The 13,021-nt window shown below is 71.7% G+C and carries 10 protein-coding genes and 1 tRNA gene; 5 read left to right on the forward strand and 6 right to left on the reverse strand.

The window, feature by feature from the left end; translation table 11 throughout:
• The first annotated feature begins 133 nt into the window (after positions 1-133).
• Complete coding sequence (locus tag ACWGIF_RS21310; protein ID WP_453499582.1) at positions 134-994, forward strand: MBL fold metallo-hydrolase; 861 nt, start codon at positions 134-136, stop codon at positions 992-994.
• A gap of 47 nt (positions 995-1,041) precedes the next feature.
• Here the strand turns inward: ACWGIF_RS21310 and ACWGIF_RS21315 are convergent, their stop codons facing one another.
• A complete protein-coding gene (locus ACWGIF_RS21315) occupies positions 1,042-1,872 on the reverse strand; it encodes a class I SAM-dependent methyltransferase (RefSeq protein ID WP_453499584.1) in 831 nt (276 codons plus the stop codon).
• Between the two features lie 301 nt (positions 1,873-2,173).
• The gene (locus ACWGIF_RS21320) at positions 2,174-2,404 is read right to left on the reverse strand and encodes an antitoxin MazE7 (protein WP_453499586.1); all 231 of its coding nucleotides are present in this window, start codon (positions 2,402-2,404) and stop codon (positions 2,174-2,176) included.
• 352 nt (positions 2,405-2,756) lie between these two features.
• Here ACWGIF_RS21320 and helR point away from each other — a divergent pair, with 352 nt between their 5' ends.
• The gene (helR, locus tag ACWGIF_RS21325; RefSeq protein WP_453499588.1) at positions 2,757-4,970 is read left to right on the forward strand and encodes an RNA polymerase recycling motor ATPase HelR; all 2,214 of its coding nucleotides are present in this window, start codon (positions 2,757-2,759) and stop codon (positions 4,968-4,970) included.
• Between the two features lie 205 nt (positions 4,971-5,175).
• Here the strand turns inward: helR and ACWGIF_RS21330 are convergent, their stop codons facing one another.
• From ACWGIF_RS21330 to ACWGIF_RS21345, 4 genes are all read right to left on the reverse strand, one after another.
• Entirely contained in the window at positions 5,176-6,465 is a 1,290-nt protein-coding gene (locus ACWGIF_RS21330; RefSeq protein ID WP_453499590.1) for a glycosyltransferase family 39 protein, read from the reverse strand.
• Between the two features lie 228 nt (positions 6,466-6,693).
• Positions 6,694-7,128: a hypothetical protein gene (locus ACWGIF_RS21335; RefSeq protein WP_453499592.1), complete on the reverse strand. Its 435-nt coding sequence runs from the start codon at positions 7,126-7,128 to the stop codon at positions 6,694-6,696.
• Positions 7,121-7,657: a SigE family RNA polymerase sigma factor gene (locus tag ACWGIF_RS21340; RefSeq protein ID WP_453499594.1), complete on the reverse strand. Its 537-nt coding sequence runs from the start codon at positions 7,655-7,657 to the stop codon at positions 7,121-7,123. Before ACWGIF_RS21340 ends, ACWGIF_RS21335 begins: the two co-directional genes overlap by 8 nt.
• 587 nt (positions 7,658-8,244) lie before the next feature.
• A tRNA-Met gene (locus ACWGIF_RS21345) sits at positions 8,245-8,318 on the reverse strand.
• 289 nt (positions 8,319-8,607) lie between these two features.
• On the opposite strand from ACWGIF_RS21345, the gene ACWGIF_RS21350 reads away from it, so the two are divergent.
• From ACWGIF_RS21350 to ACWGIF_RS21360, 3 genes are all read left to right on the forward strand, one after another.
• Positions 8,608-8,811, forward strand: a complete 204-nt coding sequence (locus ACWGIF_RS21350; protein ID WP_030384970.1) for a cold-shock protein — start codon at positions 8,608-8,610, stop codon at positions 8,809-8,811.
• Positions 8,812-9,578: 767 nt separating this feature from the next.
• Positions 9,579-12,131: a discoidin domain-containing protein gene (locus tag ACWGIF_RS21355; RefSeq protein ID WP_453499596.1), complete on the forward strand. Its 2,553-nt coding sequence runs from the start codon at positions 9,579-9,581 to the stop codon at positions 12,129-12,131.
• 121 nt (positions 12,132-12,252) lie between these two features.
• Positions 12,253-12,960, forward strand: a complete 708-nt coding sequence (locus tag ACWGIF_RS21360) for a ribonuclease H family protein (protein WP_453499598.1) — start codon at positions 12,253-12,255, stop codon at positions 12,958-12,960.
• The last annotated feature ends 61 nt before the right edge of the window (positions 12,961-13,021 follow it).

The raw sequence follows: 13,021 nt of genomic DNA on the forward strand, positions 1-13,021 counted from the left end.
TGCTCGGACTGCCGCATCCCCCTGCTGAACTTGCCGGGACGGCCCTTCGCCCTTCGCCCTTCGGCGTATCGACGCGCCGGCGCCGCGGGATGTCCCGAAGCCCGGGTCGAGTCGATGGCGATAGGTTGGCTCCGTGATCGATTTCCTTGCTGACGCCCCGGTCGCCGGCAGCCTGGACACGGTGTGGCACGCCGGCCGGCCGTCGCCCAGGCACGACCCCGCCCCGGATATCCAGGTCCACGCGTACTCCGAGCACACGGTGATCCTGCGCCAGAACAAGTCCGTGCACTACGAGGCGCCTTTCCTCTTCCTCCTCTTCGGGAACGACCGCGCGCTGATGATCGACACCGGTGCGACCTCCGACCCCGACCAGTTCCCCCTGCGTGCGACGGTCGACGCACTGATCGAGGACTGGCTGAGCCGCAATCCCCGCGCACGGTACGGGTTGACGGTCGCCCACACCCACGGTCACGGCGACCACATCGCGGGCGACGGGCAGTTCTCCGACCGGCCCGATACCGTGGTCGTCGGCCCCCGCCTGGACGAGGTCACGGCCCACTTCGGACTCGACGGCTGGCCGCACCACATCACCGAACTCGACCTGGGCGGACGCGTCCTGGACCTCGTCCCCGGGCCGGGACACCAGTCGGCGGCGCTGGTCTTCTACGACCGGCACACGGGCCTGCTGCTGACCGGTGACTCGCTCTATCCCGGGCGGCTCTACGTCGCGGACCGGGCCGCGTTCGCCGAGACCGTGGACCGGCTCGTGGACTTCTGCGCGACCCGGCCGGTCACGCACATCCTCGGCTGCCATATCGAGATGACCACCACGGCGGACGTCGACTACCCCCCGGGCACCACCTATCAGCCGGACGAGCCTCCGCTGCAGCTTTCCACCGCCCATCTGCACACCCTGCGTCGGGCCCTCGCCGAGACCGCGGGACAACCGGGCTCACACCCGTACGGCGATTTCATCGTGGTGTACACGTCCTGAGTCCCCACCGCGCCGACCGCGCCGCCGGTCGAGCCGTCTTCGAGAGATCAGCCCCGGCGGTGGGCCGTCAGCAGCAGGTACTCCCACTCCATGACGCCGTCCACGGTGTGCTCGGCGGCGAGGGCGTCGAGGTCGCCGTCCAGGGCGGCGACCCGCTCCGGGTCGTCGGCGATGTGGCGGTAGACGGCGATCGTCGGCCCGTAGCAGGCCTTGAAGAACTCCCGGAAGGCCGTGGGCTTCGGGAAGGTCTCCACGCGGACGGTCCGGCGGCGCGAGTCGACGTCGGTGACCGCGTCACCGAGCAGTTCGTGGACGTGTTCCTCCTCCCCCCACAGCGGCGGCGGCTGGACGCCGGGCGGCGGCGGGGGAGCGTACGGCTTCATCGTGGCGAACAGCTGCCCCACGAACCCCTGCGGAGTCCAGTTGATCAGCCCCATGGTGCCGCCCGCGCGGCAGACGCGCAGCATCTCCTCGGCGGCGGCCCGGTGGTGCGGGGCGAACATGATGCCGACGCAGGACATGACGGTGTCGAACTCCCCGTCCGCGAAGGGCAGGGACTCGGCGTCGGCCTCCCGCCACTCCAGGCGCACGCCGCGCACCGCGGCCAGCTGCTGTCCGATCTCCAGCAGTTCGGGGGTGAGGTCGGACGCCACCACGTCGGCTCCGGCCAGGGCGGCCGGAATCGCGGCGTTGCCGGAGCCCGCCGCGATGTCCAGCACCCGGTCGCCGCGCCGGACGCCGCACTCCTGCACGAGTACGGATCCCAGCTCCGGAATGACGTGGGAGACCACGGACGGGTAGTCGCCCAGTGCCCACATCGCGCGGTGCCGGGCCTTCAGGGTGCGGTCCGCCTGGCCCGCCTCGCTCGCCTCGGTCATGACAGCCGCCCTCCAGGGCTCGGAGCAGTTCCTACGAGCATAAGTACGTTCCGCGGCCCCGGCCCGCCGAGGGAAATGCGGAACCGGGAGCGCCGGGTGCGGAGCAGCGCATGCGACTCGACCCCGCCATCGGGAATGAAAACGATTTCGCGATGGGCCGGGACCCGTGGCCGGCGTCGGCGGGGCCGACGGCACCGTCGGCACCGTACGCGCCCGCACCGGCCAGGCCTCGGAGTCAGGAACGCCGCAAGAGGAGTCGGCCCGGATTCGTCCTGGTGATCGACGGGTGTCACCCGTCTGATCACTCGTGGGACGCGAGGCCGCCGAAGTCGCGCGCGAAACCTTCGCGGAAGCCCGGCCGTTCGAGCGCCTTTTCGAAGGCGTGTGCGGCGCGTGCGAGCGCGGCCTGGTTCTCCTGGGCGGCGGTGAGTTCGGCGAGGTAGGCGCGCAGGCTCAATCCGCGGTCCGCGGCGAGCACGGCGAGCCGGTCGTGCACATCGGTGTCGACCTCGACTGTGGTGGTGTCGGCCATGCTCCGAGTATGCGCGCCCGCGGCCCGGGCGGGGGCCCGTTCGGTGCAGGCGCGGCGGCGGCGGCGAACGGGCCCCCGTGCGGGCCCCAGGACCAGCGGTGGAGCAAGGTCATTACAGAGAGCAGGTGTTGACGGCGTCACTGCCGGGCGCGGGCACCGGCACTGTGCGGCTCGGGGGCGGAGCGCCGGGAGCGGCGGAAGCGGCGGGAGTGCTGGGGGTGGGGGCGAAGAGGTGTACCCACTCCTCGCCACTCTCAACTTATAGCGCACTGGGGGGCTTGCGGCAAGGCCCCGGCCGTCGGGCAGAATCGCGGACCTGGCTCACAACCTGCAGAAACTGGAGATTCACGAAGTGCATGTGCTTTCGTCGGCTGATGAGTCGTGCGGTGTCGTCGATGACACGAACCACCCCCTGCCCATCAGCGCGTTCGAACTTCCCGACCACCTCTCGCCCAAGGCCGACCCCACCCTGATCGACGGCGACGAGCAGCACTTCGCAGCCATCTCGGAGAGCATCGAGCAGGCCATCGCCGAACTGTCCGACCGCCTCGAGGCCGCCCGCAAGGCGCCCGGCGGCGTCGGCCGGGAGGCGATGGACCGGGACACGGAGATCCACCGCCTGACCAGCCGGCTGCGCACCCTGCGTCGCTTCGGCCGCGACCTGTGCCTGGGACACATCGTCCGTACGGACAGCCCCGAGCCCGTCTACATCGGACGCCTCGGCCTCACCGACAGCGAGGGGCGCCGGCTGCTGCTCGACTGGCGCGCCCCCGCGGCCGAGCCGTTCTTCGCGGCGACCCACGCCAACCCGATGGGTCTGGCGAGCCGCCGCAGGTACCGCTGGACCCGCGGCCGGATCAGCGACTACTGGGACGAGGTTTTCAACCCCGACGGGCTCGAGGGGCATGCCGCGCTCGACGACCAGTCCGCGTTCATCGCCAGCCTGGGCGGCAACCGGTCGGCCCGGATGCGCGACGTGCTCGCCACCATCCAGGCCGACCAGGACGCCGTCATCCGGGCGGGATCCGCCGGCGCCCTCGTCGTCGACGGCGGGCCGGGTACGGGCAAGACCGTCGTCGCCCTGCACCGGGCCGCCCACCTCCTGTACTCCGACCCTCGCCTCGGTCACCGCCGGGGCGGCGTGCTGTTCGTCGGGCCGCACCAGCCCTATCTGGCCTACGTCGCCGACGTCCTGCCCAGCCTCGGCGAGGAGGGCGTGCAGATCTGCACCCTGCGCGACCTGGTCACCGAGGGGGCAGGAGCGGGGATCGAGACCGACCCGCGGGTGGCCCGCCTGAAGTCCTCCGCTGACCTGGTGAAGGCGATCGAACCCGCCGTCGCCCTGTACGAGGAGCCGCCCGCCAAGGGGATGACGGTCTCGAGCCATTGGTCCGACATCTGGCTGAGCGCCGACGACTGGGCAGCGGCTTTCGAAGCAGTGGAACCGGGGACTCCGCACAACGAGGCGCGCGACCAGATCCTGGAGGAGCTGCTCGCGATCCTCATGGACAAGGACGACAGCGACGTCCCGCCCCACCTGCTGCGGCGTTCGCTGCTGCAGGACCGGGAGCTGATCGGGGCCCTCAACCGGGCGTGGCCGATGCTCGAAGCGACCGACGTCGTCGGTGACCTGTGGTCGGTGCCCGCCTACCTGCGCAAATGCGCTCCCTGGCTCGGCCCCGACGACGTGTCCGCACTGCAGCGTGAGGACGCCCAGGCCTGGACGGCGTCCGACCTGCCCTTCCTGGACGCGGCCCGGCAGCGGCTCGGCGACGCCGAGGCGTCGGTGCGCAAGCGTCGCCACGAGGCCTCGGTCGCCGCCGAACGTGCGCGCAGGGCCGACGTCATCGACGGCCTGCTGGAGGCCGACGACGACGGGGAAGGCGCGGTGACGATGCTCCGAGGCAAGGACCTGCAGGACACCCTGATCGACGAGGGTGCACTGCCCGGCACCGAACCGGACCACCTCGCCGGTCCGTTCGCCCACGTGATCGTGGACGAGGCCCAGGAACTGACCGACGCCGAGTGGCAGATGCTGCTGCTCCGCTGCCCGTCCCGGAGCTTCACCATCGTCGGTGACCGTGCCCAGGCCCGCAACGGGTTCACGGAGTCGTGGCGGCAACGGCTCGAGCGGGCCGGGCTCGACCGGATCACCGTCGCCTCGCTGAGCATCAACTACCGTACGCCAGCAGAGGTCATGGCGGAGGCCGAGCCGGCCATCCGCGCCGTGCTCCCGGACGCCAATGTGCCGACCTCCATCCGCAGCAGCGGAATTCCCGTCGTCCACGGCTCCGTTGCCGACCTGGACTCCATCCTCGACACCTGGCTCGCAGCCCAGGCCGACGGAGTCGCCTGCGTCATCGGCGCCGGTGACGTCGGCGGCGGCACGTTCCGGGAGACCTCCCGCGTGCGCTCGCTGACGCCGGGTCTGTCGAAGGGGCTGGAGTTCGATCTGGTCGTCCTCATCGACCCGGAGACGTTCGGCGACGGCGTCGAAGGAGCCGTGGACCGCTATGTCGCGATGACCCGCGCGACCCGACAGCTCGTCGTCCTCACGAGCTCCTGACACCGGCCGAGTGTTCAACAACGCTCGTGATCAATACACCTAGGGCGGGTCTTTCGGACTTTGCCGGCCCCGCGCTGCCCGGCATCGCACCTCGCGGCGTTGTCGGGGCTCCCGAGTAGGTCCAGTACGAGGGGAGCTCCTCCGCCTTGCGATGCACGGCACCGGACAACGCGGGGCTCGGCCGACACGATCCGAAGGACCCGCCCTAGCCCGCCCAGCGTCCGGTGAGGAAGGTGACGGCGACCGTGACGGAGAGCGGGCCCACGACGTACAGGTACGCGCTCTGCACGCGGGGACGGCGCAGGCTCCAGGAGGCCAGGGCGATCCACAGCGGCCACCACAGCAGCGTGGAGCGGGGTACGGAGGTGTACCAGTAGGAGGTGCCGAGGGCCCACAGGGTGAGGCCGATGTAGAGGGCCTCGGGCCAGCGGCGGCCTCGCAGCAGCAGGCCCAGGAGGGCGGCGCCGACCACCATGGCCAGGAGTTCGGCCTGCCACATCAGCGCGTAGCCGGTGGGCTGGGTGTGGTGGAAGGCGGCCTCCCAGGTGTTCGCCCAGGCTTCCCACGGCGCGTGGAAGTCCCGGTACCAGCCGCGTTCCTGGGCGTGCTTCCAGGCCATCCAGTCCCCGGTCCGCGTGTGCAGGTACCAGCTGTACAGGGCGGGGGCGAGGGCGGGCAGGAGCAGCCACGGGGCTGCGCGCCGGGCGGGGCGGCCGCGGGCGGTGAGGAGGAAGTGGAGGGTGAGCGCGGCCACGAGGAACAGCCCCGTGACGCGCACGGAGCAGGCCAGGCAGGCCAGCACCGAGGCCGTCGGCCAGTTCTGGTGCTGCGCCGCCAGCCAGGCGGGCAGGGCCAGGGCGAGGAAGAGCGCCTCGGTGTAGCCGGCGGCGAGGAACACGGCGCAGGGCGAGAGCAGGAGGAAGGCCACCGTACGCCGTCCCGCGTCGTGGTCGGGCAGATGGCGGCGGGCGATGCGTGCGAGCGCCAGGACGGCGACGCCTCCCGAGAGGAACGAGATCAGCGCTCCGGCGGCGGCCCAGTCGGGGACGACCGCGTGGACGGCGCGCAGGGTGAGGGGGAAGCCGGGGAGGAAGGCCTCCCTGTTGTCCCAGCCGGTCGTCCAGGGTCCGGCCTTGCCGGGGAAGTAGCCGTCCTGGGCTATGTGGAGATAGTGCCACCAGTCCCACTGCTGCCAGGGGGAGAGGAGTGAGGCGGGGTGGCGGTCCTGAGCGTCGGAGGGGAAGACCCAGCCGACGGCGCTCGCGGTGGCCCAGATGCCGATGCGCGTCAGCAGGTAGAGCCACAACACCTCGCGGTCGGCGGGGGCGAGGCGCGGCAGTGCCGGGCGGGTGCGGCCCGTGTGGCCGGAGCGACTGGAGTGGCCGGAGCGACTGGAGTGGCCGGGGTGGCCGGGGTGGCCGGGGGCGGCCCTGGTCGGCCGGACGCCGTGCGCGCCGGGTGCCTCAGGCGAACGATGCGGGGCGAAAACGGACATGACGGGATCTCCTGACCGTCTGAGGGCATGCGGAATCACCGGCCGGGGTGTCGAGGCCGGTGTCCCCGGGCGGTGGTCTGGGCCGTGGTACCGGCTGTGGTGCCGGCTCCGGTGAGGCCGTGGCTCCGGCCGTGCTGGGCGGAGCGGGGGAGAGAGTGACCGGTCGGGCCGGGGGTCTCGACGATCAGGCCAGGCGTCGCGAGCCCGGCCTGATCGGTGAGACACCCCCTACGGAGGCGGCTGCGTGGAGGTGGCGGACATGTCCGGGTACGCCGTCCGGGTGGGCGGGTTGGGCCTCTCCGGGTTCACCGTCCCGGTGGGATCGGTGGATCCGCCCGGGTTCGCCGTCCCGGTGGGAACGGCGGGCGGCGCCGTGGTGTTGCGCGGTGGCGGCGGTGCTGAAGCGGACCGGGTCACGGGACCGGGTGAGGGAGTGGTCGCCGGCAGGGTCGGGCCCGACGCGGCGGGCAGGAACGTGGCCAGGGCCGCACCGGATCCGGCGAGGACGAGGCAGCAGGCGACGGCGATGCCGGCGATCCGGCGCCGCCGGACCCGTTCCCCGCGCTGCTCGATGACGGACACGGGTGCGAGCGAGGTCGCGGACGATCCGGCGGACGCCGCTTCCCGGAACAGGGACCGCAGCGGGTCGTGGGAGTCAGGCATCGGGAGCCTCCTCAATGCGGGGGTCCTGCAAGTGGCGGGAGAGCGTGGCCCGGCCCCGGGAGAGGTGGGTCTTGACGGTGCTCGCGGACAGCGCGGTCTCGGCGGCGATCTGCTCGACGGTCAGATCGCACACGTAGTGCAGAGCCATCGTCCGGCGCTGCTTCAGGGGCAGTTGGCGCAGCGCCTCCACGAGGGCCACCGCCTCGGGTCCGGGCCCCTCCACGTGGGTCGCGGGGGCAGTGCGCTGCCAGGCGTCGGCGCTGCGCCGCCGCACCCGCCAGCGGCTGACGGCGAGCCGCCACGCGACGGTACGGATCCACGCCTCCGGCCGGCCCTCCCGGTCCAGCTGGCGCCGGCGTCCCCATCCTCTGACGAAGGCCTCCTGCACCACGTCCTGTGCCTCGTGGTGATCACCGAGCATCACGTACAGCTGTCCTGTGAGCCGTCCCGCCGCTTGCGCGTAGAACGCTTCGAACTCCTCGACGGTCAAAAATCGCTCCCGAATCCATGTGTCCCTCTCACCGGGCATACGCCCGGCGCACCCCATCCGGTCGACACCGGACGACATAACGTTCTGTGAGTGCCGTCACACGCGGGGCGGGGACACTCATCGTCGCGGCAGCCTCGCCGCCGGAAGGCTGCGCCACGGGCCACCGGGCGAGGCGGATTCAGGCGTGCGGACCACAGCACCCGGCAGGCGGGGAGTGGAGAGCGAGCGGGGCGGGAATGGGGCGGCGGCGAGCGGGGGGCTCCCCGGGAAGGCGGTGGTCCCAGCCTCCGTGCCGGACCATCGCGGCGACTTGGACCCGGTTGGTCACGTCGAGCTCGGTCGGCATGCTCGATACGTGGACCTTCACCGTGGGCTCGCTCATGGACGTGGAGAGCTTGGCGCCGATCTCGGCGTGTTGGTCCGGCCCTGCCCGACGGTGCGTGCGACGTCCGGCCACCACGCGCTCTGTGGACTGAGACGAGCCTTGGGCGTGGCCACGGCCACAGCCGCGGTGCCGGAGTCTTCTGCTTCGCGGCGGACGCGCCGCCGCCTCACCTATGGGGCGGCCCGCGGCCCACACATACGGAAGGGCCCGGATCCATCAGGATCCGGGCCCTTCCGAGCAGTAGCGGGGACAGGATTTGAACCTGCGACCTCTGGGTTATGAGCCCAGCGAGCTACCGAGCTGCTCCACCCCGCGTCGGTAGACCTCACCTTACGGCATCCCGGGGGCGGTGCTCGACGCATTTTTCGTCGGCCGTGTCCGGGAAGTCCGCGCATGGGTGGGAAACCCGCCGCGAAGGCGAGATCATTCCCCCTGGTGACCGTGCGTGCTGGCGTGTACCTTCACGGGTAGCTGTCGTGGTTCCAAGTGCCTTGCCTGTGCCTTTCGGTGTGGGCAGTTTTGCTGTGTTGTGCCGTAGGACCAGGGCGATCACCTCCGTCCTCCACGCCGTGTGGAGGACGTACGTCAACGGGAAGGCATGAACATGGCTACGGGAACTGTGAAGTGGTTCAACTCGGAGAAGGGCTTCGGCTTCATCGCCCAGGACGGCGGCGGTCCGGACGTCTTCGCCCACTACTCGGCGATCAACGCCTCGGGCTACCGGGAGCTCCAGGAGGGTCAGGCCGTGACCTTCGACATCACGCAGGGCCAGAAGGGCCCGCAGGCGGAGAACATCACCCCCGCCTGATCCCGGGACGGCCCGGCGTGTCGCCCGGCCTCCGGAGAACCGTTTCCCCGCCCCTTCGCTGAACGGGCGCCGGACAAGATCAGGGCCGTGCGGTGACCACCGCACGGCCCTGATCCGTTCGCGCGGCTCAACGGGGAGAACGGGCGCTGACGATCCGGGACGTGGCCCGCCGCCTGCTCCGGGCCAGAGGACCCCGAGGAGCTCGTTTTTTTTGGTGGCTGTCTGCGCAGCGACTGCAGGCCGGCGGCCGACGGGTCGGCGTCGACCGGTCGGCCGTCGCCGCCTTCCCGGCCGTGCCCGGCAGCCGGCCGCCTGGACTGCGAGCACCGCGAAGGGCAGCGCGTCGAGGCCGATGAGCCAGGCGGGACTGACCACCGCCGCCAGGAACCGGCGAGCGGGGCCGATGACGATGGAGGCCGAGGTGCTGGAACCGACCAGCGCGTTGGCGGCCGGCCGATGGTCCGGGGGAGCAGCTCGGCGACAGCGAGTACCTGCCCGCGTCCCCCCAGGCGTGCTGGGAGCTGAACCGGTTCATCCGGCAGACGCAGATCCTGCGCGACGCCGTCGCCGACCGCCTCGCCTGCGCCTGCGGCTGCATGAAGTTCGACAAGTGCCAGCTCCTCTCCGCCACCGGACCCGGCTGCTGAACTCGCCCCCGTCGCGCCACCGGCCAAGCCGCTTCACGCCAACTCTGTTCAGTTTCATGTGAGTTAGCGCCATCTGGCCTACGTTCGGCAGGGCATACCGGTTCGCCCCAGGAGGTCAGATTGCAGTCCAGGCGCTTCCCCGCCTTTCCCCGCGTCATACGCCGTTCCCACCTGCTCGTCGCCTTCGCCCTAGGCTCGCTCCTGCTCGGCCTGATCCCGTGGCTCGGGGTCTCGGGCCCCTCCGCGGCCGCGCGCGCCCCGGCGCCCCGGCCCGCGCCCATGCCCCACGACCAGCAGACGGCGAAGCAGTCGCCGCACCACGCCATCGCGCCGGCCAACGCCATGGAGCCCGCGGCTCCCGTTCTCGACCGGGCCGGATGGACGGCCACGGCGAGCGACGAGGAGACCAGCGGCGAGAACGGCCGGGCGGCCAACGTCCTCGACGGCAACACCACCACCCTCTGGCACAGTAAGTGGACCGGCACCCCGGCCCCCCTGCCGCACAGCATCACCATCGACATGCACCGCACCGCCGTGGTCTCCGCGCTCGTCTACCAGCCCCGGGCCGGCGGGGCCAACGGGCGCATCGGCGAGTACAGCCTCAGCGTCAGTCCGGACGGACAGAACTGGGCGAGCCCGGTCGCCACCGGCACGCTCGCCGACGACGGCAGCGCCAAGACGCTCGGATTCGCCCCCCAGGGGGCACGGTTCGTACGGCTGACCGCGCTCAGCGAGGCCGGCGGCCGCGGCCCCTGGACCTCCGCCGCCGAGATCGACCTGCTGGGCGACCCCGGCACCCCGGCCGCCACCGTCGACCTGTCACGGACCGGTTGGACGGCCACGGCGAGTGACGAGGAGACCAGCGGCGAGAACGGCCGGGCGGCCAATGTCCTCGACGGCAACGCCGACACCCTCTGGCACAGCAAGTGGACCGGCACCCCGGCCCCGCTGCCGCACAGCATCACCATCGACATGCACCGCACCGCCGTGGTCTCCGCGCTCGTCTACCAGCCCCGGACCGGCGGGGTCAACGGACGCGCGGGCGCGTACAGCATCGCCACGAGCACCGACGGCCTCACCTTCGGCACACCGGTGGCCGACGGTACCTGGCGGGACGACGACACCGTCAAGACCGCCACCTTCATCCGCACCGAGCAGGCCCGCTACATACGCCTGACCGTCACCACCGAGGCGGGCAGTCGCGGTCCGTGGACCTCCGCCGCCGAGATACGCCTGAGCGGACCGGCCAGCCCGGCCGTCCACGGATCCTGGGGCCGGGTCACCGGCTTCCCCCTCGTCCCCGTGGCCACCGCCCCCCTGCCCGGTGACAAGCTGCTCGCCTGGTCCGCGTACGCGGTCGACCGCTTCGGCGGCAGCAGCGGCTACACCCAGACCGCGATCCTGGACCTGAAGACGGGGAAGGTCACCCAGCGGCGCATCGACAACACCGGCCACGACATGTTCTGTCCCGGCATCGCCATGCTGGCCGACGGCCGTGTACTGGTCACCGGGGGAAGCAACGCCGAGAAGGCCAGCATCTACGACCCGGTCACCGGCGAGTGGTCCGCCACCACCAGCATGAACATCGCCCGCGGCTACCAGGCCATGACGCTGCTCTCCACCGGTGAGGCCTTCGTCCTGGGCGGCTCCTGGAGCGGAACCGCAGGGGACAAGGCCGGTGAGGTCTGGTCGCCGGACACCCGTACCTGGCGGGGACTCCCCGGCGTCCCCGCGACCCCGGCCCTGACGGCCGACCCGGCCGGACCCTACCGCGCCGACAACCACATGTGGCTGCACGCCACTTCGGGCGGCAAGGTGCTGCAGCTGGGTCCGAGCAAGCAGATGAACTGGATCTCGACCAGCGGCCGGGGCGGCATCACCCCGGCCGGTCCCCGGGCCGACAGCCAGGACGCGATGACCGGCAACGCCGTCGCCTACGACATCGGCAAACTGCTCACCCTGGGCGGCTCGCCCGCCTACGAGAACTCGCCTGCCACCCGTCGTGCCTACACGGTGAACATCGCGGGCGAGCAGGTCCAGGCCGCCCGGACCGGCGACATGGAACACGCCCGCGCCTTCGGCAACAGCGTCGTCCTGCCCGACGGCAAGGTCGTCGTCTTCGGCGGGCAGGCCTATCCGGTGCCGTTCAGCGACGCGACCTCGGTCCTGACCCCGGAGCTGTGGGACCCGGCGACCGGAACCTTCACCCCGCTCGCCAGCATGGCCGTCCCGCGCAACTACCACAGTGTGGCGAACCTGTTGTCGGACGGACGGATCTTCTCCGGGGGCGGGGGACTGTGCGGCGACTGCGCCACCAACCACGCCGACGGAGCCGTCTTCACGCCGCCGTACCTGCTCGACGCGGACGGATCGCCGAAGCCCCGTCCCGTCATCACCGCAGGCGTGCCCTCCAGGACCGCCCCCGGCACCGCGCTCACGGTGAACACGCAGACCCCGGTGGCGTCCTTCGTGCTGATGCGGGCCGCGGCCGCGACCCACTCCACTGACAACGATCAGCGACGGGTCCCCCTCGTGTCCACGGCGACGGGATCCGGCGCGTACACGGTGTCGATACCCGCCGACACCGGCGTGGTCCTGCCGGGCAACTACATGCTCTTCGCCCTCGACGCCCAAGGAGTGCCGAGCATCGGTCAGTTCGTCACGATCTCCTGACGCCGAGGCGATGGTCCGGCCCGGGAGCGGGCCGGACCAATCCCCACGTCCACCGGCGCTGACCCGCGGGCTCCGCCGAGCCCATCGCCCACCGCACTTGCGGATAAGGCATGATCGGGGGATGTCTGATCGCATCATTGCCGCCTGTGACGGAGCGGCGAAAGGTAATCCCGGGCCGGCCGGCTGGGGATGGGTCATCGCCGACCCCCAGGGGCGCCCCGAGCGCTGGGAGGCCGGTCCCCTGGGGCGGGCCACCAACAACATCGGGGAGCTGACCGCCCTCCAGCGGCTGCTCGAAGCGCTCGCCCCCGGGACCTCCGTCGAGGTGCGGATGGATTCCCAGTACGCGATGAAGGCCGTGACGCAGTGGCTTCCCGGATGGAAGCGCAACGGGTGGAAGACCTCCTCCGGTCAGCCGGTCGCGAACCGCGAACTCGTCGAGCAGATCGACGGACTGCTGGCCGACCGTGACGTGACCTTCCGCTACGTTCCGGCGCACCGTGAGGACGGCGACCACCTGAACGCGATCGCCGACCAGGCCGCCAGCGACGCCGCCCGTAAGCAGGAAGCCGCCGGCACGGCCCTCGGCAGTGAGGGGATGCCGGTACCGGCTCCGGCCGCACCTCCGCGCCGTCCGGCCGGCGCGGCGAAGAAGCGCACGGCCGAAGGCGCCGCGACGGGCCGCGGTCCACGGGCCATCAAGGCCAAGTTCCCCGGCAGCTGCCCCTGCGGAAAGCCCTACGCCGCCGGCGACATGATCACCAAGAACGGCAGCCGCTGGGGCCACCAGAGCTGCGGTGCATCCGTGACCGAAGGCGCCACGACGTAGGGACCGTGTCGGGCGAACGTCTCTTCCGAGGTTCCGAGGTCCCGAGGTCCCGACGTTCCGG

It is taken from the genome of Streptomyces sp. NPDC054849, assembly GCF_053610945.1.

What these genes read in the sequence shown, in the direction of transcription:
- ACWGIF_RS21315 (WP_453499584.1), bottom strand. Translation starts at nt 1,872, where the DNA reads ATGACCGAGGCGAGCGAGGCGGGCCAGGCGGACCGCACCCTGAAGGCC.
- ACWGIF_RS21320 (WP_453499586.1), bottom strand. Translation starts at nt 2,404, where the DNA reads ATGGCCGACACCACCACAGTCGAGGTCGACACCGATGTGCACGACCGG.
- ACWGIF_RS21330 (WP_453499590.1), bottom strand. Translation starts at nt 6,465, where the DNA reads ATGTCCGTTTTCGCCCCGCATCGTTCGCCTGAGGCACCCGGCGCGCAC.
- ACWGIF_RS21335 (WP_453499592.1), bottom strand. Translation starts at nt 7,128, where the DNA reads ATGCCTGACTCCCACGACCCGCTGCGGTCCCTGTTCCGGGAAGCGGCG.
- ACWGIF_RS21340 (WP_453499594.1), bottom strand. Translation starts at nt 7,657, where the DNA reads ATGCCCGGTGAGAGGGACACATGGATTCGGGAGCGATTTTTGACCGTC.
- ACWGIF_RS21350 (WP_030384970.1), top strand. Translation starts at nt 8,608, where the DNA reads ATGGCTACGGGAACTGTGAAGTGGTTCAACTCGGAGAAGGGCTTCGGC.
- ACWGIF_RS21360 (WP_453499598.1), top strand. Translation starts at nt 12,253, where the DNA reads ATGTCTGATCGCATCATTGCCGCCTGTGACGGAGCGGCGAAAGGTAAT.